Here is a 22,617-nt window from a genome sequence, read left to right as displayed (position 1 = left end):
CCTCCCCACTTCGTAGGGAGGAGGGAGCGCGTTGAACCAGCAGCGATAGTCGTTCTTTTACCACGCAACGGATTTCCTGTCCCGTCATGTCAACCCCGCACCGGCAGGGTAAAGGCAAACGTCGTCATCCCGCCCTCGACCAACTGCAGATTCCCGCCATGCGCCAAGGCGATCTGCCGCGCCAGGTTCAACCCCGTCCCGGTGCCCTTCGGCTTGGACGTGGCAAAAGCCGTGAACAGGTTGGCCCGCAAAGCGTCCGGCACACCGGGACCCGTATCCGAAATCCGGATCACCACCGCCTGAGCCCCCGCCCCTACCGAAACCACCACCCGCCGATCCTCACAGCCTTCCGTCGCCTCGACCGCATTCGTCAAAACATTGATCACCGCCTGGCTGATCTGAGACTCGTCCAGCAACACGCGCGGCAAACCCTCCGCGACCGTTACCTCGAACACCACCCCGCTGGTAGCGCGAAACGGCGCCACGATCTCCTCCACCAATCGCCCCGCATCGACCGGCTGCAACACCGGTTCCGGCAACCGCGCCACCGACCGGTAGGCCTCGATAAACCGCGTCAGGCTGCCCGCCCGCCGCGACAGCATCTCCAGTGCCTCACCCGCCGCCTCGACATTCTCGCCCTTTTCCTGCGCCAGATATGACGTCGCGATATCGGCCAGGGACGCCACCGGCGTCAGCGAATTCATGATCTCATGGCTGAGGATATGCAGGGTGTCGCGCAACGCGGCTGCCTCCGCCTTGTTCATCTCCATCTCGACATCGGTCAGCGTCGCCAGCCGCACCGCGCCGTCATCGGACAGGATCTCGCTGACGCCGACGGCATACGACCGGCCGAACAGGCTCAGCACCGGGCTCGATCCGGCCACAGCCCCAGTCACAGCCGGAACCAGGACCTCGGCGCCGGTGACGATCAGGTCGTCGGTACCGAACAGGCCGCGTGCCGCACGGTTCAGCGCCCTCGGTCCTTCGCCGGCGGCATGGCGCACCAGCGGGATCGGCATCTGATCCAGCAGGATATGCAGATTGCCGGCGTCCTCAGGCCCGACCACCGCCGGCTCATCCGGATTGCGCCGCATGCTGTAGGTGACGGCTAGAAACACCAGCAAGCCCAGCCCGGCCAGGACGCCCAGCACCATGTTGGCCCACAGTCCCTGGCGGCCGGCGTCCCAGGCAAAGACCGCCATCACCGCAAGGGCGACGGCGGCCAACAGATGCGAGAGGCGGGAATTAAAGGCCATGTTTCGACATCCGCCGGTAAAGGGCCGGCCGCGTCAGGCCCAGCTCGGTCGCCGCCGCCGACACGTTGAAATTGTGCCGTTTCAGTGCGTCCTCGATCATCGCCTTCTCCGATTGCGCCAGCCGAGGCGCCACCTGCGCGGGGACAGCCTCGCCATAGTCGAGCGGCAGGTCGCCGGCCGAAATCACCGCGCTGTCGCTGAGGATGACCGTGCGCTCGATCAGATGGCGCAGGGCGTGGACATTGTCCGTCCACGGATGGGCCATCAGCAGAGCCTCGGCCTCGGGCGACAGGGTCTTGGCCGCAAAACCGTGGTTCTGACAGGTCACCCGCAGGAAATGCGCCGCCAACTGAACAATGTCGTCGCCGCGTTCACGCAGAGGCGGCATTTCGACATCCAGGGTGCTTATGGCATAGGTCAACCCGCGGTCCAGGCCCAGTTCGCGCAACGGCTTCGAACTGGTGGCGACCAGCCGGCTGTTACGGCGCGGCGCCGGGTTCAGCCACGCCAGCAACACCGGTGCCATCGCCTCGGGCAGGCGCTCGATATTCTCCAGCACCAGGGTGGTGTTCGGCGTGTCATCCAGTTGCGTCACCGCATGCGCCTCGAGATGGACGATGTGATCGCGGCCCGACTGGCGGTGCAGACTGGTGGCGGCCAGGGTCTTGCCGGTCCCGACCTCGCCGCGGATCAGCACAGCGGCCGTCAAGGTCGCACAACGATCAATCATTGCCTTGATACGCGCCATGGCCTCCGACCGCCCGATCAGGATCGACGGATCGGCCACCGGCGCCGCCTCCGGTTTGCGCGCGGCCGACGCGCTTTCGATCGCCTGGATCAGCCGCTCATTGTTCCACGGCTTCATGATGAAGTCGCGCGCGCCGTTGCGCAAAGCCTGCACCGCGATGTTCAACCCGCTATGGCCGGTGACCACGACAACCGCCGCCTGCGGATCATGGCGCAGGATGTCGCGCAGGCAGGCCAGGCCTTCCTCGCCCGAGGTCTGGGCGCGCGCAAAATTGAGGTCCAGCAGGATGACATCGACCGGATCGGAGACCAGCCGGCTGAACGCCTCCTCCGGCCCGGCGGCGCCATGAAAGCCGTAGCCCGCCTTCTTCAGCAACAGCTGGGCGGTCTTGCGGACATCGGCATCGTCGTCGACAAACAGGACGGTTTTTTGCATGTACGATTCCGGACAGTGCGGTCACTTAAGCGGACACATTGCCGGACACATCGCCGAAATGTCAAACAAATTCGGCTGGTTAGGTCATTTATCACAACAATTGTAGGATGGACAAAAATAAGACTCAGGGAGCCTGCCACCACCTCATTTTGCGCACATCTGCGGATGTTAGCGCTCACACGATTGGCCGCGACGCTCGGGTAGCGGCCATTCTTGCCGGTACAGCACGGTCCCTGCTGCCGGCGACCTCTCCCAGGACCGTCTTTCCAACCTTCACCCTCCCGGACGTCACACCGGGAGGGGTCTTTTTATCTTTCGACGGAGCCCAGATGATCAAGTTTTCCGCCGCCACCGCCCTGGCCGCCATTTTCACCCTGGCCTCCGCCGCCACCGCTGCGCCTATCGCCACCCTGGACCGCAACGGCGCCTGGGTCAGCGTCGAAGCCTACGGTCCCAATGCCATCCACGTCGTCATCGCCGCCGACAAGGACCAGGCGCTCAAAGGCCCCGGCTACGGCATACTTCCAGTTAATGCGAACAATGACAGCTTTCGCCAATCGACCGGCCCCGACGGCGACACTTTCGCCTCTAATGCCTTGACTTTAAAGATCAATCCCGCGCCTGCCCCGCGCGTCCCAAGCCAGGGTGAGAAATATTTCGCCCCCTCGCTCGCGCCGGTCGGTTTGACGGTCAAAAACGCCCGCGGCGACACCCTGCTGACCATGAACGGCTGGGAAATGGCGCCCCACGAAGTCAACGGCGAAGCAACCTACCAGGTCGGCGCCTCTTTCATCGCCCCCGCCGACGAACACCTCTACGGCATGGGCCAGAACCAGGAATCCCTTGGTACGCTGGACCTGCGCGGCAAGGTCCTGGACTGCAAGCACTGGTACGATGCCCCGGCCGGTGAGACCGTCTGCGTCCCCTTCATGGTCTCGTCTAAGGGCTACGGCATCATCTGGGACAACCCGTCGCAAACCCGCTTCGTCGGCGCCGTCAACGGCCGCACCGCCTTTCAGTCAAATGTCGGCGAACGCGTCAGCTTCTTCATCGTTACCGGTGACACGCCCGAACAGATCTATTCCGCCTATGCCCGCGTGACCGGCAAGACGCCTATCCCGCCCAAGGCCGCCTTCGGCCTGATCCAGTCCAAGGCCCGCTACGACAGCCAGGAACAGGTGCTGCGCGTCGCCAACACCTACCGCCAGAAGGGTTATCCGCTGGACGTCATGGTGGTCGACTGGTTCCACTGGACGCGCATGGGCCAGATGGATATCGACCCGGCGCAATTTCCCGACGCCGTCGGGATGAACAAGCAGCTGCACGATATGGGCATGCAGTCGATCATCTCGGTATGGCCGCGCTATGAAACTTCGGGCCGTTATTACAACGAGTTAGCCGCCAAAGGCTATTTCCTGCACCATAAGGACGGCGCGCCGGTCGACGGCCTGCCGTTCCGTTCGGACCGTACCGGCGCCCTGATCGATTCCACCAACCCGGAGGCGCGCGCCTGGTATTGGGGCAAGATCAAGGACAATATCCTGAGCCAGGGCTTCGACTATCCGTGGCTGGACGAAACGGAACCGGACCTGGTGCCGGAAGGTTATCACTTCTCGATCGGCACCGGCGACCGCTACCGCAACCTGTATCCGCTGGTCCATGTCGAGGGCGTGGCCCAGGGCATGCGCGAGTGGAAGCCCAACAAGCGCGTCCTGATCCTGGCGCGGGCGGCCTATCTCGGCTCGCAGCGCACCGGCGCCCTGTTCTGGTCGTCGGACATCCAGCCGTCGTGGGAAGCCTTGCAGCGCCAGATCCCGACAGGTCTGAACATGACGGCGTCAGGCATCGCCTACTGGGGTAACGACATCGGCGGCTGGCAGTGGTTGCCGCAAACCACCAACGCCACCAAGGCGCCGCTGCTCGACCCGTCCGATGCGCGCGAGACGGTCGGTCAGAACAACGACTACCCCGAACTGTTCACCCGCTGGTTCCAGTACGGTACCTTCCTGCCGACCCTGCGCCTGCACGGCGACCGCAAGAACACCGAAATCTGGGCCTTCGGCAAGGAAGCCGAGGTCATTCTGGCGAAGTATGACCGCCTGCGCTACCAGCTGATTCCCTATATCTACAGCCAGGCCAAGACGACCTACGACACCGGCGCGCCCTTCATGCGGCCGCTGTGGATGGACTTCCCGCAGGACCCGAATGTCGCCGACCTGGGGACCCAGTACATGTTCGGTCCGGCCTTCCTGGTCGCCCCGGTCACCGAACAGGCCCAGACCGAAAAGCGGGTCTACCTGCCGGCAGGGGCGGATTGGTACAACTACTGGACCAACGAAAAATTCGCCGGCGGACAGTGGTTAAATGTTGCCGCTCCGATCGATCAAATCCCATTATTCGTGAAATCCGGATCTATCGTACCGTTGGGTGCCGACATACCGTCGACCGCCACGAAACAGGCGATCACCGGCATCACGGTCTATCCGGGCCGAGACGGCGACTTCACCCTCTATGACGACGACGGCAATAGCTACGACTACGAAAGCGGCAAGGGCACCAGCCAGACCAAACTTCACTGGGACGACGCCAGCCAGACCCTGACCGCCACCGGCAGCGACAAGGCCCTCGTGAAGGCGGCGCCCGGCCTGGTCAAGGTCGTGTCACGATGATCCAGCTTCTGGCCGCCGCACTTCTGGCCCTGGCGCCGGTCCAGGTGACCGGCGGCCAGATCGCCGGCACGCAGGACGGCGATGTGAAGGTCTGGAAAGGCGTTCCCTTCGCCGCGCCGCCGGTCGGCGACCTGCGCTGGCGTTCGCCCCAGCCCGTCGTTCCATGGCAAGGGGTGCGGACGACCCAGAGCTTCTCGCCGGCCTGTGCTCAGACCGCGGCCTGGGTGTCCGAGCCCAAGAGCGAGGACTGCCTGTACCTGAACGTCTGGGCGCCCGAAGGCGCCAAGGACCTGCCGGTCCTGGTGTGGTTCTATGGTGGCGGCTATTACGGCGGCACGGCCTCGCAGCCGCTGTATGACGGCGCCAACCTGGCCCGGCACGGCGCCATCGTCGTCACCCTGAACTACCGCCTGGGCATATTCGGTTTCTTCGCCCATCCGGAGCTGGCGGCCGAGTCGCCGCACCACGCCGCCGGCAACCAGGGCATCGAGGACCAGATCGCTGCCCTGCAATGGGTCCACGACAATATCACGGCTTTCGGCGGCGATCCCAATCGCGTCGCCATCTTCGGCAATTCAGCCGGCGGGGAGTCGGTGACCCTGCTGGTGGCGTCACCCGCCGCCAAGGGGCTGTTCCAGCGCGGCATCGCCCAGAGCGGCAACTTCGCCCTGCCTCTGGATGCCAGCGAGAACGACCATTTTTCACGCACGAACGCCGAAACCCGTGCCCAAACCTACGCCGAGGCCGCTGGCGCGCCGCATCTCTCCGACCTGCGCGGCCTGAGCGTCGCGGCGCTGCATAAGTTACCATGGTACGCCGTCCCCAGCGTCGATGGCTACGTCCTGAAGGAAGACCTGACCACCACCTATGCCCGGCACCACCAGAACGACGTCCCTCTGATGGTCGGCTGGACCGCCGACGAAGGCAAGGATCTTGCGCCGGAACTGCTCGGCACCTCCGATTTCACGGCGGCGAACCATACGGCCCTGGTGACGAAACTGCTGGTTCACGCGCCGTCCCCGGCGCTGCTGGCGGCCTATCCCGGCGCGACGGATGCACAGGCTAAGGGCTCGATCAACCGGCTGACCAATGACTGGTGGGGCTGGCGCATGGTCTACTGGGCCAATCTTCAGGCCCGGCACGGCGCGGCCAAGTCCTACGTCTATCATTTCGCCCACCTGCCCGCCCAGGAAACGCCGTGCTACTACGGCTGCGGCATAGGCCACGGCGCTGAAATCCAGTACACCTTCGATAACCTGGCCTGGTCCGACCGCGCCTGGACGGCGCATGACCGCGAACTGGCGGTGACATTGGCCGATACCTGGGTGCGCTTTGCCGCCACGGGCGCGCCCGGCTGGACAGAATTCAACGGCAAGCCCGACACCATCCATACCATCACCACCGCCGGCGATCCGCCGGTCGCGCCCTTGCCCGACTTTGCCCTGTTCCAACAGGCGCCCGCCGACAACGAAAAATAGAGGAAGCCACCATGCGTCATATCTCACGCCGCACCACCCTAACCTCGCTGCTGGCCCTGGCCGCGGCGTCGCCTGCCCTGGCTGCGACCGCACCCCGCACCATCGAGCTGGATGCGGCCAAGGCCACCCAGCCGGTCGACCGCTTCTTCGACCTGTCGGTCGGCGCCGACTATCCCGGCACCACCATCCGCGATGCCAACCTGGCCCAGCTCAGGACCGCCGCCCAGGAACTGGGCTTCCGCTATATCCGCTTCCACGACATCTTCCACGACGACCTGGGCACGGTGAAGATGGTCGACAACAAGCTGGTCTATGACTGGACCAAGATCGATTATCTCTACGACAGCTTCCTGAAGATGGGGATCAAGCCGTTCGTCGAACTGGGCTTCACACCCGGCGCCATCAAGACCTCGGACCAGACCATCTTCTACTGGAAGGGCAATACCTCGCATCCGCGCTTCGACCTGTGGAAGCAGCTGATCGACAGCTTCGTGCGCCACCTGATCGCCCGTTACGGCCTCGAAGAGGTTCGTTCCTGGTATTTCGAAGTGTGGAACGAACCCAACCTCGACGGCTTCTTCCAGTATGCCGACCAGGAGGTCTATTTCGCCCTTTACGGCCTGACCGCACGCACCATCAAGGCCATCGATCCCCAGCTCAAGGTCGGCGGACCGTCGACGGCCGGCGCCGCCTGGGTGCCGGAGCTGCTTAGCTGGGCCAAGACCACCAACACCCCGGTCGATTTCGCCACCACCCACACCTACGGCGTCGACTACGGCTATCTCGACGAGGAGGGCAAGATGGACCTCCAGCTGTCGAAGAACCCCAATGCCGTCATCGGCGACGTCCAGAAGGTCCGCAACGAGATCGAGGCCTCGCACCTGCCGGGCCTGCCGCTGTTCTTCACCGAATGGAGCACCAGCTACAATCCGCGCGACTTAAGCCACGACTCCTACATTGCCGCCCCCTATATTCTCAGCAAGCTGAAGGCGACGCAAGGCATCGTGCAGGGCATGAGCTACTGGGTCTATTCCGATCTGTTCGAAGAGCCCGGCCCGCCCTCGGCCACCTTCCACGGCGGTTTCGGCCTGATGACCCGCGACGGCATCCGCAAGGCGTCGTGGTTCGGTTACAAGTACCTCAACGCGCTCAAGGGCAATGAGATTCCGTCCACGGATAATCAGGTCTGGGCGTCGTGGGACGGCAAGGCCCTGTCGGCCGTCATCTGGGATTACCAGCATCCCGACCAAAAGGGCAGCAGCAACGGCACCTTCTTCAGCAAGCTGGTCCCGAACAAGGCCTCGGTGCCCGCGAAGGTGAAACTGTCCGGCCTGAAACCCGGCAGCTATACCCTCACCGTCCAGCGCACCGGCTACAAGGTCAATGACGCCTATTCGCACTGGATCGCCATGGGCTCGCCCAAGGACGCCACGCCGGAGCAACTGGCCAAGCTGCAGGGCCTGACCACCGACGCGCCGGAAAGCTCGCGCCGCATCACTGTCGGCAAGGACGGCACCGCCGAGGTGACCGTGGCCATGAACAGCAACGATGTCGTCCTTGTGAAGGTGCAGCCGTGAAAACCGTAGCCACCGTCCTGGCGGCCGTGAGCCTGTGCTTCGCCGGAGCGGCTGCAGCCGAACCGGTAAAGCAGCGCGTTGTCGTCCTGACCGATATCGAGAACGAGCCCGACGACAGCGAGTCGATGGTCCGTCTCCTGCTCTACAGCAGCGAGATCGACATCGAAGCCATCGTGGCGACGACATCCGTGCATATGAAGAACCGGGTTGCGCCGGAGACGCTGCGCGCCATCATCACCGCCTACGGCCAGGTCCAGCCCAACCTGTTACAACACGAAGCCGGCTTCCCGACGGCTAAGGCTCTGCAGGACCGCGTCACCCAGGGCGTGCCGCTCTACGGCATGACCGGCGTCGGCAAGGGCAAGGATTCGCCAGGCTCCGACCGCATCATCACCCTGCTCGACACAGCCGACGACCGTCCGCTGTGGGTGTCGGTGTGGGGCGGGGCCAATACCCTGGCCCAGGCGCTGTACAGGATCCGCGAGACCCGCTCGCCGGCCGAGGTCAAACGCCTGGTCGCCAAGCTGCGCGTCTATACCATCTCCGATCAGGACGATTCCGGCATCTGGATGCGCAAGACCTTCCCGGACCTGTTCTACATCGTCAGCCCTGGCGGTTACGGCAACGCGACCTGGAGCGGCATCATGCATGTCGAACCGGGCTTCGATAATACCGAGATCAGCAATGCCTGGCTGGCCGCCAATATCCAGCAGGGCCACGGCCCGCTAGGCGCCATGTATCCCGACGTGGCCTATGGCATGGAAGGCGATACACCCAGCTTCCTGGCGTTGATCCCCAACGGTTTAAGCGTGCCCGAACATCCGGAATGGGGCGGCTGGGGCGGCCGTTACGAGCTGTATGTGCCCAAGGTGGCCGATACCGACCCCAAGGGCTTTAACGGCGGCATGGCCATCGAGCAGGAACCGCGGCCGATCTGGAGCAACGCTGTCGACACCTATACGCCGTTTGCCGCCAACGCTTTCGGCCGCGCCATGCGCCCCGCCGAAAAGAGTGCGACCGGCTACAAGACGACGGTGTGGCGGTGGCGTCCGGATTTCCAGAACGATTTTGCCGCTCGCATGGACTGGACCATCAAATCCTATGCCGAGGCCAACCACCCGCCGGTCGTCGCCCTGGGCCAGCCCGACCGCATCACGGTCAAGTCGGGCGAAAAATTTACCTTGAGCGCCGCCGGCAGCCGCGACCCCGACGGCGATAATCTGAGTTATCTCTGGTTTCACTATCCGGAAGGGGGAAGCTTCAAGACACCGATCGCCATCGCCGGCGCCGAGAACATCTACGCCGTCCCCGTGGTCGCGCCCACGGTGACCAAAACCGAGACCGCGCATTTCATCGTCAAGGTGACCGACAAGGGTTCGCCCGCCCTGACGCGCTATGCCCGTGTCATCGTTACCATCACGCCCCAATAAACCCGCATCTCCAAAGATATAACAAAAGTTCCAGGGACTATTCCATGCACGACCTTTCAGATCCGCAACGCCGTAAAATGCTTGTCGCCTTGGGCGGAACGGCGCTTTCCGCAAGCCTGGTGGGCTGCGGCGGTGGCGGCGGTGGCAGCAGCGGCGGCGGTGGTGGGGGCGGCTCTTCGTCCTCTTCGTCGTCGTCTTCCTCTTCGTCTTCGTCTTCGTCGTCGTCGTCTTCTTCGTCTTCGTCTTCGGGTCTTTATCCCAGCTACAATATCACCCCGCAGCCTGCCGACTCTTCGGGCATGACGCGAACGCCCACACAGATCGCAGCACTTATCAAGCTGGGACTGAATATCGGGAATACGCTGGAAGCCACGGGCGGCGAGACCGCCTGGGGCAACCCTCTGATCACTCAGGGCCTGATCGACACGGCGAAGACTCAGGGGTTCCGCGCCATTCGCCTGCCCTGTTCCTGGAACCAGTACGCCAACGCAACGACCGCCAAAATCAGCGACAGCTGGTTGAACCGCGTCAAGGACGTCGTTCAGTATTGCATCAACGCCGATCTGTACGTGGTCCTCAATATCCATTGGGATGGAGGCTGGCTGGAAAACAACGTGTCGGCGTCGTCGCGGGACACGGTTGCCGCCAAGCAAAAGGCCTTTTGGGAGCAAATCGCCACGCATCTGCGGGATTATGATGAACGCCTGATCTTCGCCAGCGCCAATGAACCGAATTGTGACACGGCTGAGGAGATGGAGGTTCTGCTGGCCTACCATCAGACCTTTATCGATGCCGTCCGTTCGACGGGCGGGCGCAATGCCTTTCGGACTCTTGTCCTGCAGGGGCCGAACACCGATGTCGAGTTGTCGGACAAGCTCTGGACGAAGACCCCGACCGATACCGCGACGAACCGGTTGATGGCGGAGGTTCACTTTTACACCCCGTATCAGTTCACCCTGATGGACAAGGATGAATCCTGGGGCAAGATGTTTTACTACTGGGGCAAGGATTATCACTCGACGATCGAACCGGACCGCAACGCGACCTGGGGCGAAGAGGACCATGTCGATCTGATGATGGCGACGATGAAGCGCCTGTTCGTCGATGTCGGCATTCCGGTTATCCTGGGGGAATACGGCGCCATGACGCGCACGACTCCGGCAGACCTCGAAAAGCACCTTGCATCACGTGCGCACTGGATGAAGTACGTCACCCAGAAAGCCCTGGCGAATGGGCTGATACCGTTCCTGTGGGACACAGGGTCCTTGATCGACCGGACCAGCCATGCGGTTCTAGATCGTCGGGGCCTGGATGCCATACTGGAAGGCGCCGGCCTGAAGGCGTAAGGCCGGGCTGTTGCCGAGCGTAACCTGAATAAGGAACTCCAAGATGACGACACGTCGCAACCTGTTCACCACCCTGGCCGCCAGCGCTGCCCTGGCACCCGCCGCACTGGCACCCGCCGTGCTGGCGCCGGCTGTTGCCGTGGCCGGCGACAAAGCGCCGGGCAAGCCGCAATGGGGCACAGGCCCGGAAGGCCAGCGCAAGGCCGACCGCGGCGATGGGACCTATCTCAACCCGATCATCGCCGGCGACCATCCCGACCCGACCATCCTGAAGGATGGCGACGACTACTACATGACGTTTTCGTCGTTCTTTTCCTATCCCGGCCTGGTCATCTGGCACTCGACCGACCTGGTCAACTGGACGCCGGTCGGGCCGGCCCTGTTCAAGCCGCTGGGCACCATCTGGGCGGTTGACCTGTGCAAGCACAACGGCCGCTACTTCATCTACATCCCGGCGGCGCCCGATGGCAAACCGTGGTCGATCTACGCCGTCTGGGCCGATAATATCGCCGGTCCGTGGAGCGACCCAGTCGATCTCAACATCCATGACTGCATCGACCCCGGCCACATCGTCGGCGAGGACGGCAAGCGCTATCTCTTCGTCAACGGCATCCGCAAGATCCGCCTGACCGACGATGGTCTGGCGGCCGACGGCAAGCTTGAGCCGGCCTATCAGCCATGGATGTATCCCGACGACTGGATCGTCGAAAACTTCGCCCCTGAAGGGCCAAAACTGCTGCGCCGGGGCGAGTATTTCTATCTGGTCACCGCCGTCGGCGGGACGGCCGGTCCGGTCACCGGCCATATGGTCATCGCTGCCCGGTCAAAATCCATTCATGGGCCGTGGGAGCACTGCCCCAACAATCCTCTGGTCCGGACACTGAGTACCGATGAACCCTGGTGGTCGCGCGGCCACGCCACCCTGGTCGAAGGGCCTTCGCCAAAAAACGGAGAAGCCGACTGGTGGCTGGTCTATCACGGCTATGAGAATGGCTTCCGGACCCTGGGCCGCCAGACCCTGCTGGAGCCCGCCGAATGGACGAAGGACGGCTGGTTCCGCGCCCTGGGGGGGGATTTGTCAAAGCCGATCAAGAAACCTAAAGGTGGTAAGGCCGGCCCGGCCGGGTTCAAACTGTCGGACGATTTCAGTGCCAACCGCTTCGGCGCCCAGTGGAGCTTCCACGACCCGAAGCCCGGCGAGATGGACCGTGTGACGTTCGGCGACAAGAGCCTGCGCCTGGCCGGCAGCGGCACCTCGCCGGCCGACAGTTCGCCCCTCACCTGCCCGGTCGGCGACCGATCCTATGAGGCCGAGGTGACCCTGGAATTGGAAGGGGAAGCCGTGGCCGGCCTGCTGCTCTACTACAATCCCAAGGCCTATGTCGGCATAGGCTTTACCGGCGAAGAAACCCGGACCTGGCAGTATGCCGAGGACCACGCCTGGAACCGGCAAAAGCTGAAAGGCCGCCGTGTCCGTCTGCGCGTCACCAACCAGGACAATGTCATCACCTGGCATACTTCGGCCGACGAGGGAAAGACCTGGATCCGCCATCCGACCCGGATGGAGGTTTCGGGCATGCACCACAATGTCTTCGGCGGATTTCTGAGCCTGAAGATCGGCATCTGCTGCACCGGCGACGGCGCCGTGCGGCTCAGCAACTTCACCTACCACGCATTATAAAATCATAAGAGAGAACCAGTTTGTCTTCAGTTCAAAGTTTCAAGGGTCTCCGGCGCAACATCTCGCTGGCCATCGGCGTGGCCGCCGCGGCTTTGTTCGCGGCCAGTGCCGCCAGCGCCGACAGTTCCAACCTGACCGCCGCCAATGCCCTGACCGAGATGTCACCGGGTTGGAACCTGGGCAATACCCTGGAAGCCATCGGCGCGGGCACCCAGCCCTTCTCGGTGTCGCAGGAAACGGCGTGGGGCAATCCAGCCGCCACCCAGGCCCTGATGACCCGGGTCAAGGCGGCCGGCTTCAAGAGCATCCGTATTCCCGTGTCTTGGAAACAGTATGCTGACAGTAGCGACACCATCAACGCCGCCTGGATGACGCGGGTGAAAGAGGTCGTCGACTATGCACGCGCCGCCGACCTGTATGTCATGATCAATGTCCACTGGGACGGCGGCTGGCTGCAGCCGACCTTTGCCAACGAAGCCTTGGCGGATGCCCGCCTGACCAAGTTCTGGACCCAGATCGGCACGACCTTCAAGGATTATGACGACCATCTGCTGTTCGCCGGCACCAATGAAGTCATGGTCACCGGCGACTACAGCACGCCCAAGGCGGAATACTGCCAGGTCCAGCACGGCTTCAATCAGACGTTCGTCGATGCGGTGCGCGCCACAGGCGTAAAGAACACGACGCGCTGGCTGGTCATCCAGGGCTTCAACACCAATATCGATCATACCCTGCTGTGCAATTCGACCCTGCCGACCGATACGGCGACGGGCCGGCTGATGATGGAGGTGCACTATTACGACCCATACAACTTCACCCTGAATACGGGCGGCAAGATATGGCAGTGGGGCTCGATCGCCACCAGCCCGGCCAATACCGAGACCTGGGCGAATGAGGCCTATACCGACGCCCAGTTCCAGAAGATGAAGGTGAACTTCGTCGACAAGGGCGTGCCGGTGATCCTGGGCGAATATGCCGCCAGCCTGCGCACCGAATACGACGCCACGGGCATCTACCGGAACTACTGGAACAAGTATATTACCGGTTCGGCCTTCCAGCACGGCATGGTGCCGGTCTACTGGGATAATGGCTATCTCGATAACCACCAGTCGGGCCTGTTCAACCGCGGCGCCGCCACAGAAGGCTTCCCGGCCACCATCGACGGAATCGTCGACGCGGCGAAGTAGCCAGTGTAGCCCCGGCCTGTGCGGAAGGTGGCGGTACGAGGCCGGCGACGGCCTCAATTTCCTGCGCGGAGCGCCTTCATGACAAGGCAGTGAAGGCTGTGCGTCTGAGATGTAGAAGTCTAGAATTCCGTGGCTTCAGTGTCCGCCGCCATCGGCGGCGCTTCGGTGTTTTCCGTGTTCCTCTTAACTGTCAGGGGCAGGCCGGCTGGCTGGGAGCTCTCTGAAACAAGAAACGGAACACGGACCACACGGAAGCCGCTACGCGGCGACACTGAAAACACGGAATTCCGGATGTGCAGCAGAGTGCAAGAGCTCGTATTCCGCAGGAATGACGGCGCTTCGCGCGGGAAATTGAGCTGCCCGGAATTCGCTACCGCGTCGAGCGCTGATCACGGGCGTGGCAAGCTGACCGAGGCCTACCCAAGAAAAAGCCTGGACCGCGGGAGCGCAAGGTCCAGGCTTCCGGTTAACACGACGGCTTTAGGCCGAGGTCTGGCAGCGCAATTCGAGCTGCTGCTGAACCACGGTGCGTTCGTCGACGATCGCGTCCAGCCGGTTACGCATGTTCAGGAGCACCTTTTCATTTTCCCAGTTCTCCTCGATCGAACGATCGCCCTGGGTGCGATCGATCAGGCTAACGCCCAGATCGATGCTCTTGTCGAGATCGCGCGCGGCGCCCAGGAGGCTGCGGCAACCGCGGTTGGCATCGCCGGCGTCAAAGGCGGCTTGCGCCTGGGCCGCCTTGGTGTGGGCCGAATCGACCCGGGACTCGATATGGCGCGACAGGTCCGAATCGATCTCGGCCTGGGCCACCGTGGCGAACAGGCACGCCGCGGCAAAGCCGGCGCATACAATTTTTTTCATGGATATTCCCCTCTCTGAAGCCTTATGCCAACGGCATCAGGCATTGATAAATTCAGATCGGAATGAGGTTGTCATCGCGATCTGAATGCCCCCGAGAGGAGAATCTAACACGGTTATATGGTTGTAGGCAAGCTGAGGTTGTCGGATGAGGACAGAGGTTCATGGTCGCTGTGGGCTGCACACCGACGCAGTATTACGGCAGGCCAAATCCCCCGCCGTCTCATTTGCTAACCGCAATTGACCACGCCGGGGGCGCCCCACTCCCCGTATGACGGGAAGGGATACGGCGTTGATAATTATAGGATTATTATTTAAGTTAAGTTTCGGCGTCGTCGGCCAGGGCCTTGACCAGGTCCAGAACCTTGCGGCGCAGCTTGGGGCCTGACACCTTCGGGAAGACTTCCGCCAGTTCGATGCCTTCGGATGTGGTCAGGAAGGCGTTGATTGCCGCCTCGGTGCCTCCCGGCGCGTCCTGGGGATCTTCACCACCGGCAAAGCCGTCGAAGAAATAGTCGATCGGCACCTTCAGCACCTGGCCGATGTGCCACAGCTTGGAAGCACTGATACGGTTCGAACCGCGCTCGTACTTCTGCACCTGCTGGAAGGTCAGCCCGATACTGTCGCCCAGCACCTGCTGGGAGATTCCCATAAATTTACGCCGCATGCGAACGCGGCTTCCGACATGTACATCTATGGGATGAACGCGGCTTTCGTCCATATTCAGGTCCGGTTGCTGAGAGTGGGAATAAATACGTTCGCCCGCGGCGCATGCCAGGACGATTCACTGTTCAGAACCTATAGCGACTGGTTTGTATCCGATGTAAGCAACCGGAGGATCACAGCGCGTACAAAACGCCCTCAGGGTTGCAGCAATCTGTCCGGCTTGCGATTCAAGCGCCATTGGCGGTAACGATCCAGCTCCAGCGCTATCATGCCGCCGGTCAAGGCAACCTTAAGCCCGTACCCGCCCCATAGGGTAATGCCCGTGACATACGTCACGACGTTGACCTTACCCAGATATCCGGCGATGTGACAAAGTACCGCAGCCAGAGCGAATGCGGCAGCAAACAGAGTCCATATTTTTCGGGTCTTCGCCGACAGAACGACATAGGCAATCATGACCAGGATATCGATCAGGAAGACCCAGATTCCAGGTCCGTTGCCCTCGCGGCTTTGAAAAATGACCGTAGCGGCCCATCCCAGGGCGTAGATAACGGCCCCGCATCTTTCTGCGGGGCCGCCACGTATCAGGATATAGGGGACAAGTCCAATTCCCCAGCAACGGCCGAAAATGGCCCAGGTCGTGTACATGCCTCTCCTTACGAGGCGACCGGCAGGCCTTGTGGCTGCGGCGCCTCAACCGTCTTGGGTGGCTTGAGCACGTCATCGCCGGTCGCGACGGCGCCGCAGCCAATCTGCACCTTCACACCATTGAGATGCTCATGGGTCAAGACCATGGCCCGGCGGGCCGCGGTCAATTTGATGATCACGTCCGCGGCGGAGTCTAGGACATCCTGTCCGACCACCGCCGACATTCGTGATTCCATTCGCATCCGGCTAAGTTCGCTGATCAGCGTCGCCGACTGGCACAGGGCCAGCTCGATGGCATTTTCCGCATTGAACAGTTGTTCAGCGCCGTAGCGCACCATATCCGCTCGTTTCATTTAGACTACCCCTGACTCGAATGAACTGCCGGCTGGCACGTTCACCAGCCGAGATAATGTGTAATCTGCTGAATAACGCCGAGGGTGCCGAGGGTGAGTGAAAGTATGGCCGCCATCAGGACAATCGATCCCACGGAGGTCACAGCAATCAGCCCTAGCCACATCGGAAGTGACATCGATTTCAGCCGGAATCTGAACCCTGCATCACGCCCTACGCCGGCTCGTCCTGAGTCAGCCACGCCGTCGCTGAAACCATGGTGAAGATGGCTTTCTCCGGCCCGTAGCTCTGGTTCAGTTGCCGGACGGAATTCAGGGTGTCCGTAATCTGGTCCAGTTTCTCGGGCGAAGCGAGCATCCTCCAGGCCATTTCCAGTTCCTGGTAGGTGATGATCAGATAGTCGTCGTTCGGTTTGAATGCTTGGCTCATGCCCTGAACCTGCATCTGGTTCGGGCGGCCTGGCGACTGAGCCTGAGGTATACCCTACGCCGGGTATAGCTCCCGCGCCGGCTTCAAATTCCACCAGTATCATGGCGGCTTTTCGCGTCGTGCTGACCCCCAGGTGGCGCCGCGCCGTGGCGGCATGATCCTTCACCGTCGGCACACTGATCTTAAGGAGACGCGCGATCTCCTTTTCCTGATGATGCCGCGCGATCAGGCGCAGAATTTCTTTCTGGCGTTCGGTTAACGCCCCAATACCCGTCGGCCTGTCACTCAAACACCGTCTCCCTGCGCCCCGTTGCATGTCGACCCGTTCAAACAGTAGCCTCGCGTCCCCTGATTGTCATTAACCATTTTGCCAGCAGCGTGACAGGACGGTGGATCGCTCGGTTTCAGCCGAACGCCGTCTGGATAAGGAAAGCCCGTCACACGCGTCATGGGCGTTTTCAGTAGCCAACCGAACGTCGTTCCGGTAAAACCTTAATGAAAATCTAATGCCTGTTCCCGCGCCCTTGCGTCCATTTCCGGCGTGGCATCCGCGTTCCCATTACCGTACCCGCCTGAAGTATCCTCTCATTTCCCCCGGACGCGCGGTGGCGCCGCGCCTCAACCTGCCTGGCCACAATTCAAGGAAACGCACCATGACTGCTCTCTATGTCGATCATTCCGGCCTCGCTGGTGGCGTCGGTAATTCCATCTCTGTCGATGGCAGCGCCGGTTCACGTACCTTTTACGGAACCATTTACAGCGACACCCTGCCGTCGTTCAATTACGACCATATCACCGCCATCACCTTCCTGATGAGCCAAGGTGACGATACGCTGACCGTCAATGGATCGGCCGTGGTCGACGGCTGCAGTCTCTATCTGGACGCCAATGGCGGCTCCGACCGGCTGAACGGCGACTTCAGCGCCGTCAATACTGCCTTCACCCTGAACAATGGCAACCTGACAACCACCAATGTCTCGGCGATCGACTTCGAAACCTACGACCTGTGGACCGGCAACGGTGCCGACATCATCACCTTGTCAAATCACGGCGGCAGCAACTTCCGCACCGGCGCCGGCGACGACGTCTTCACGTTCGACAATCCGTCCGGCTACATCTATGTCGAGGCCGGCGCGGGCAAGGATACCTTGAACGTCAATGCCGGCACGCAGATTGTCGGAGTGACCAGCACCCTGTCCAACAACGCCGGCCTCAACTTCTATGGCGACCTGTACCACGACACCAACCGTATCCAGTATAACGGGGTGGAAAAGATCAACTATACCATGGGCCTGGGGAACGACACTCTCAACCTGGACGGCGGCCCCCTTGCCGCGTCGAATACCAATGTCGCGGTCAATGGCGGTGGCGGCGTGAACACGCTGAACGCCAATCTTGGGGTTATTACCACCAACATTCTTCTGACCAACGCCTCGCTGACCACCAGCCGCGTCTCGCTGAAGAACTTCACCAACTACAACCTTACCTTCGGCAGCGGCAACGACACCGTGACGCTGAATAACACGGGCGCGCAGAACCTGGTTTTGGGCAGCGGCAACGACAATGTGACCCTGAACGGCGCATTGGGCTACCAGTACGTCGCCCTGGGCGCCGGCCAGGACAGCCTGACGGTGAACAATTCCGCACAGACCGTCGCCGTAACGAGCACCCTCAACAACAACGCCGGCGTTGACTTCTACGGCGACCTCTACAACGATGGCGGCAATCGCACCCAGTATGACGCGGTCGAGAACCTGACCTACTATATGGGCTCAGGGAGCGACACGCTGAACCTCAACGGCGGTCCGCTGGCGGCCGCGGCCAACACCGTCTATGTCGACGCCGGCGCCGGAGGCAATATTCTGTCGGCGAACCTGGGCGTGATTACCACCGATATCTTCCTGAACAACGCCTCTCTGACGACGAGCCGCCTGACCCTCCTGGGTTTCGTCAGCTATGCCGTAACCTTCGGCAGCGGTAACGACAGTGCAACCCTGAGCGAGACCGCCGGCCAGGATCTGCGTCTGGGCGCAGGCGACGACAGCGTGAGCCTCAACGGCGCCCACGGCTATCAGTACATCGAACTGGGTGGGGGTTTCGATACGCTTTCGGTCAACAACGCGACCCAGACGGCAGGCGTGTCGAGCAATGTTTATAATGACACCGGCGCGCGCTTCTATGGCGATCTTTACAATGACGGCGGCAACCGTACCCAATTCAACGGGACAGAGGCGCTCGTCTACCGGATGGGGACTGGCGATGACGCGTTCACCTTCGACGGCGGCCCCCTCGCCACCCTGGCCAACAGCGCCGATATCGACGCAGGGGGCGGAACCGACACCCTGACCTCGGCCAATCTGTCGGTCATCACAACCGCCATCACCGTGCTCAATAGCAGTCTCACCGCGGATCGTGTTGCGCTCAACGGCTTCGAAATCTACGGCAATGTCTATATGGGCAGCGGCAATGACAGCGTGACAGTCGCCGGCGCCAACAACCAGGGCTGGCGCATGGCGGCGGGCAACGATACGGTAACCCTGACCAGCTCTGCGGGCTACCAGTACGTCGAAGCCGGTGACGGTACCGACAGCCTCAGCATCGACAATCACACGGTAACCGCCAATGTCGGCCACGCCATCTATAATGACAGCGGCATCCGTTTTTACGGCGACATATATAACGACACCAACCGCACCCAGTTCAACGGCACGGAAAACCTGAGCGTCATTGCCGGGTCCGGAAATGACGCCCTGAGCCTGGACGGCACACCTCTGCTCAACAGCAATACCAGCATCTCCTTCGATGCCGGCGCCGGCATCGATAGCCTCACCGTCAACCTGGGCGCCCTGACCGCCGACATCGTCCTCAACGAAACCTCACTGACCAGTACCCGCCTGAGCCTGCTCAGTTTTGAAGCCTTTAATGTCACGCTCGGCAGCGGCAACGATACGGTCACACGCACAACGGCGACGGGGGATCAGTTCCGTCTGGCAGGTGGCGATGACTCAATCACGCTGAACAGTGCTATGGGATATCAGTACGTAGAGGGCGGCAGCGGCTATGATTTCCTGACGGTGCGCAATAACAGCCAGGATGCCGGCGTCACCAGCACAATCTATAACGACAGCGGGCTTCGCTTCTATGGCGATCTCTACAATGAAGGCAGCAACCGCACGCAGTTCAACGGCGTCGAGCGCATCGCTTACACCATGGGTCGCGGCAACGATGTGCTGAACGTCGACGGCAATGCGCTGGCGACCGCGGGCAACCGGCTGAACCTTTCGGGCGGGACGGGGATCGACCATCTCAACCTGAACCTCAGCGGCCTGTCGGGCCTGAACCTGGTGTGGTCGGGCGTGACCCTCACGATCGGCGTCAACACCTTCGCCTCGTTCGAAACCCTCAGCGTGACGCTGGGCGGTGGCAGCACCTACATCATCCTGGCCGGCGGCAACGACAGCTACAACGGCACAGGCAGCGACGACACGATCGACGGCGGCGCCGGCAACGACACATTGAGCGGCCAGGGCGGCTTCGATATCGTCAGCTACGCCAGCGCTTCGGGGCCGGTCACGGTCAGCCTGGCCATGCAGGGTGCGGCCCAGGCCACCGGCAACGGCAGCGACCTGCTGACCAATTTCGAAGGGATCCTGGGATCGGCCTATGACGACCAGCTTTTCGGCGACAACAACAACAATCGTCTGGACGGCGGTTCGGGCAACGACAACCTGTTCGGTGGCCAGGGGAACGACACCTATGTCATTAACAGTGCGGGCGACGTCATCACCGAGTTTGTCGGTGACGGCACGGATACGGTCGAGTCGTCCTTCACCTATACGCTGAGTGCGGTCCTCGAAAACCTGACCCTGACGGGTACCGCCAACATCAACGGTACAGGCAACAGCGGTAATAACCTTCTGGTCGGCAATACGGGCACAAACGTTCTGACCGGCGGTCTCGGCGACGACACCTATGTTATCCAGAACAGCGGCGATAACGTCGTCGAAGGGGCGGGCCAGGGCACGGACGTCATCCTTTCCTCTGCCAGCTATGACCTGGCCGGCCGCATTGTCGAGATCCTGACCCTGACCGGGTCGGCCGACATTAACGCCACCGGCAACGGCAATGCCAACACGCTGAACGGCAATGGCGGCAACAACCGACTGGACGGCGGCGCCGGAAGCGACACCCTGACCGGCGGACTGGGCAACGACACCTACGTCGTCAACGCGGTGAGCGACGTCATCGTCGAGGCTGGAGGTGAAGGCAGCGACACGGTCGAATCCTCGATCACCCACACCCTGGGTGCGACGCTCGAAAACCTGACCCTGACGGGCTCCGGCAATATCAGCGGTACCGGTAATGCGCTCAACAATATCCTGACCGCCAACCTCGGCAACAGCACCCTGGCCGGCGGCCTGGGCGACGACACCTATTACGTCGACAATGCCGGCGACAGCGTCGTTGAACTGGGTGGCGAGGGCAATGACACGATCTACTCCTCCGACAACCGCGGCCTGTTCGGCACCTATGTCGAGACCCTGATCCTGACCGGCGCGGCCAATATCGTCGCGACAGGCAATTCGTTCGCCAACCGTCTGGTCGGAAACAGTGGCACCAATACCCTGACCGGCCTGGCCGGCGACGACACCTATGTCGTCCAGAACGCGGGCGATACCACGGTCGAGGCTGCCGGCGAAGGCACCGACCTGGTCGAATCCGCCATCACCTGGACCCTGGCTGCCAATGTCGAGAACCTGCTGCTCACCGGAGGCGCTGCCGTCAACGGTACAGGTAACAGCGGCAACAACGTCCTGACCGGCAACGAGGCCAACAATGTGCTGAGCGGGCTGGGTGGGAACGACACCTATTACATCCAGAACAGCGGCGACACGGTCGTCGAAGCCAATGGTGACGGCACGGACACCATCGTGTCCACGGTGACCTATTCCCTGGCTGGCCGCTATGTCGAGTTTCTCACCCTGGTGGGTGCGGCCAATATCGATGCCACCGGCAACGGCAATGCCAATACCCTGACCGGCAACGGCGGCAACAATGTCCTGACCGGCCTGGGCGGGCACGACGCCCTGGACGGCACGGGTGGCGTCGACACCCTGATCGGTGGCACCGGCAATGACAGCTACGTCGTCGACGATGCCGGCGACGTGGTGACCGAAGCGGTCGGCGAAGGCATCGACCTGGTCGCGACGGCGCTCACCTACACCCTGGGCGCCAATGTCGAGAATCTGAGCCTGACCGGCACGTCAGCGATCAACGGCACCGGCAATGCGCTGAACAATGTCCTCAGCGGCAACAGCGGCGTCAACGTCCTGACCGGGGGCCTGGGCAACGACACCTACTATGTCCAGAGCGCGGGTGACAATGTTGTCGAAGCCAATGGCGAAGGTACGGACCTCATCTATTCGACCGCAAGCTATTCCCTGAGTGGCCGCTATGCCGAGGCGATCGTCCTGACCGGATCGGCCAACGTCAACGCCACCGGCAATTCGCTCGCCAACAGCCTGACCGGCAATGATGGCAACAACACGATCAACGGCAAGGGCGGGACGGATATCCTGGCCGGCGGCCTGGGCAGCGATCTGTTCCTGTTCGAAACGAGCAGCGGGACCGACACGGTCACCGACTTCAGCGCGGCACAGAACGACACGATCAACATCAACGCCTATACCGGCGGCGTGGCCAATGCGGGCCTCGTCACCCAGTCAGGCGCCAATGTCCTGATCACCCTGGGCGGCGGCAATGTCATAACCGTCAACAGCGCGACCACGGCCGACGTCCTGGCCCATATCGTCTGGTGATAAGCGGCGCTCACGGCCTGTCATGGCTTGCCCGGT

General features: G+C 62.1%; 15 protein-coding genes and 1 pseudogene. 8 read left to right on the top strand and 8 right to left on the bottom strand.

The window, feature by feature from the left end:
- Positions 1-89 precede the first annotated feature (89 nt).
- Both ABAC460_RS34475 and ABAC460_RS34470 read right to left on the bottom strand, forming a co-directional pair.
- Positions 90-1,256: a sensor histidine kinase gene (locus ABAC460_RS34475; RefSeq protein WP_023453236.1), complete on the bottom strand. Its 1,167-nt coding sequence runs from the start codon at positions 1,254-1,256 to the stop codon at positions 90-92.
- A complete protein-coding gene (locus tag ABAC460_RS34470) occupies positions 1,246-2,439 on the bottom strand; it encodes a sigma-54-dependent transcriptional regulator (protein ID WP_023453235.1) in 1,194 nt (397 codons plus the stop codon). Before ABAC460_RS34470 ends, ABAC460_RS34475 begins: the two co-directional genes overlap by 11 nt.
- 329 nt (positions 2,440-2,768) lie before the next feature.
- On the opposite strand from ABAC460_RS34470, the gene ABAC460_RS34465 reads away from it, so the two are divergent.
- The 7 genes from ABAC460_RS34465 to ABAC460_RS34435 are packed head-to-tail and all read left to right on the top strand — an operon-like array spanning position 2,769 to position 13,807.
- On the top strand, positions 2,769-5,108 hold the full coding sequence (locus ABAC460_RS34465; protein WP_023453234.1) for a glycoside hydrolase family 31 protein: 2,340 nt from the start codon (positions 2,769-2,771) through the stop codon (positions 5,106-5,108).
- Entirely contained in the window at positions 5,105-6,586 is a 1,482-nt protein-coding gene (locus tag ABAC460_RS34460) for a carboxylesterase/lipase family protein (RefSeq protein ID WP_023453233.1), read from the top strand. The genes ABAC460_RS34465 and ABAC460_RS34460 overlap by 4 nt, the downstream gene beginning before the upstream one ends.
- Before the next feature lie 11 nt (positions 6,587-6,597).
- On the top strand, positions 6,598-8,163 hold the full coding sequence (locus ABAC460_RS34455; RefSeq protein ID WP_023453232.1) for a GH39 family glycosyl hydrolase: 1,566 nt from the start codon (positions 6,598-6,600) through the stop codon (positions 8,161-8,163).
- Positions 8,160-9,593, top strand: coding sequence for a DUF1593 domain-containing protein (locus ABAC460_RS34450; RefSeq protein ID WP_023453231.1), 1,434 nt, complete (start codon positions 8,160-8,162; stop codon positions 9,591-9,593). Before ABAC460_RS34455 ends, ABAC460_RS34450 begins: the two co-directional genes overlap by 4 nt.
- Before the next feature lie 44 nt (positions 9,594-9,637).
- A complete protein-coding gene (locus ABAC460_RS34445) occupies positions 9,638-10,939 on the top strand; it encodes a glycoside hydrolase family 5 protein (RefSeq protein ID WP_235075797.1) in 1,302 nt (433 codons plus the stop codon).
- Positions 10,940-10,982: 43 nt separating this feature from the next.
- Positions 10,983-12,620, top strand: a complete 1,638-nt coding sequence (locus ABAC460_RS34440) for a family 43 glycosylhydrolase (RefSeq protein WP_023453229.1) — start codon at positions 10,983-10,985, stop codon at positions 12,618-12,620.
- Positions 12,621-12,640: 20 nt separating this feature from the next.
- A complete protein-coding gene (locus tag ABAC460_RS34435) occupies positions 12,641-13,807 on the top strand; it encodes a glycoside hydrolase family 5 protein (RefSeq protein ID WP_023453228.1) in 1,167 nt (388 codons plus the stop codon).
- Positions 13,808-14,287: 480 nt separating this feature from the next.
- Here the strand turns inward: ABAC460_RS34435 and ABAC460_RS34430 are convergent, their stop codons facing one another.
- The 6 genes and pseudogenes from ABAC460_RS34430 to ABAC460_RS51185 all read right to left on the bottom strand — a co-directional run.
- On the bottom strand, positions 14,288-14,671 hold the full coding sequence (locus ABAC460_RS34430) for a hypothetical protein (RefSeq protein WP_023453227.1): 384 nt from the start codon (positions 14,669-14,671) through the stop codon (positions 14,288-14,290).
- 316 nt (positions 14,672-14,987) lie between these two features.
- Positions 14,988-15,335: a helix-turn-helix domain-containing protein gene (locus ABAC460_RS34425; protein WP_081716509.1), complete on the bottom strand. Its 348-nt coding sequence runs from the start codon at positions 15,333-15,335 to the stop codon at positions 14,988-14,990.
- A 194-nt stretch (positions 15,336-15,529) separates the two neighbouring features.
- The gene (locus tag ABAC460_RS34420; protein WP_023453225.1) at positions 15,530-15,982 is read right to left on the bottom strand and encodes a hypothetical protein; all 453 of its coding nucleotides are present in this window, start codon (positions 15,980-15,982) and stop codon (positions 15,530-15,532) included.
- Positions 15,983-15,990: 8 nt separating this feature from the next.
- Entirely contained in the window at positions 15,991-16,335 is a 345-nt protein-coding gene (locus ABAC460_RS34415) for a hypothetical protein (RefSeq protein ID WP_031236696.1), read from the bottom strand.
- Between the two features lie 211 nt (positions 16,336-16,546).
- On the bottom strand, positions 16,547-16,762 hold the full coding sequence (locus tag ABAC460_RS50765) for a hypothetical protein (protein WP_235075795.1): 216 nt from the start codon (positions 16,760-16,762) through the stop codon (positions 16,547-16,549).
- A gap of 109 nt (positions 16,763-16,871) precedes the next feature.
- Positions 16,872-17,078, bottom strand: a pseudogene (locus ABAC460_RS51185) (response regulator transcription factor); the annotation flags it as partial.
- Between the two features lie 337 nt (positions 17,079-17,415).
- On the opposite strand from ABAC460_RS51185, the gene ABAC460_RS34405 reads away from it, so the two are divergent.
- Complete coding sequence (locus ABAC460_RS34405; RefSeq protein WP_023453220.1) at positions 17,416-22,581, top strand: beta strand repeat-containing protein; 5,166 nt, start codon at positions 17,416-17,418, stop codon at positions 22,579-22,581.
- Positions 22,582-22,617 lie beyond the last annotated feature (36 nt).

This window comes from Asticcacaulis sp. AC460 (assembly GCF_000495795.1).
Classification (GTDB): domain Bacteria; phylum Pseudomonadota; class Alphaproteobacteria; order Caulobacterales; family Caulobacteraceae; genus Asticcacaulis.
Note: the sequence above shows the minus strand (reverse complement) of the source record. Positions and strands in the feature narration are given on the sequence as shown.

What these genes read in the sequence shown, in the direction of transcription:
- ABAC460_RS34475 (WP_023453236.1), bottom strand. Translation starts at nt 1,256, where the DNA reads ATGGCCTTTAATTCCCGCCTCTCGCATCTGTTGGCCGCCGTCGCCCTT.
- ABAC460_RS34470 (WP_023453235.1), bottom strand. Translation starts at nt 2,439, where the DNA reads ATGCAAAAAACCGTCCTGTTTGTCGACGACGATGCCGATGTCCGCAAG.
- ABAC460_RS34465 (WP_023453234.1), top strand. Translation starts at nt 2,769, where the DNA reads ATGATCAAGTTTTCCGCCGCCACCGCCCTGGCCGCCATTTTCACCCTG.
- ABAC460_RS34460 (WP_023453233.1), top strand. Translation starts at nt 5,105, where the DNA reads ATGATCCAGCTTCTGGCCGCCGCACTTCTGGCCCTGGCGCCGGTCCAG.
- ABAC460_RS34455 (WP_023453232.1), top strand. Translation starts at nt 6,598, where the DNA reads ATGCGTCATATCTCACGCCGCACCACCCTAACCTCGCTGCTGGCCCTG.
- ABAC460_RS34445 (WP_235075797.1), top strand. Translation starts at nt 9,638, where the DNA reads ATGCACGACCTTTCAGATCCGCAACGCCGTAAAATGCTTGTCGCCTTG.
- ABAC460_RS34440 (WP_023453229.1), top strand. Translation starts at nt 10,983, where the DNA reads ATGACGACACGTCGCAACCTGTTCACCACCCTGGCCGCCAGCGCTGCC.
- ABAC460_RS34430 (WP_023453227.1), bottom strand. Translation starts at nt 14,671, where the DNA reads ATGAAAAAAATTGTATGCGCCGGCTTTGCCGCGGCGTGCCTGTTCGCC.
- ABAC460_RS34425 (WP_081716509.1), bottom strand. Translation starts at nt 15,335, where the DNA reads ATGCGGCGTAAATTTATGGGAATCTCCCAGCAGGTGCTGGGCGACAGT.
- ABAC460_RS34420 (WP_023453225.1), bottom strand. Translation starts at nt 15,982, where the DNA reads ATGTACACGACCTGGGCCATTTTCGGCCGTTGCTGGGGAATTGGACTT.
- ABAC460_RS34415 (WP_031236696.1), bottom strand. Translation starts at nt 16,335, where the DNA reads ATGAAACGAGCGGATATGGTGCGCTACGGCGCTGAACAACTGTTCAAT.
- ABAC460_RS50765 (WP_235075795.1), bottom strand. Translation starts at nt 16,762, where the DNA reads ATGAGCCAAGCATTCAAACCGAACGACGACTATCTGATCATCACCTAC.
- ABAC460_RS34405 (WP_023453220.1), top strand. Translation starts at nt 17,416, where the DNA reads ATGACTGCTCTCTATGTCGATCATTCCGGCCTCGCTGGTGGCGTCGGT.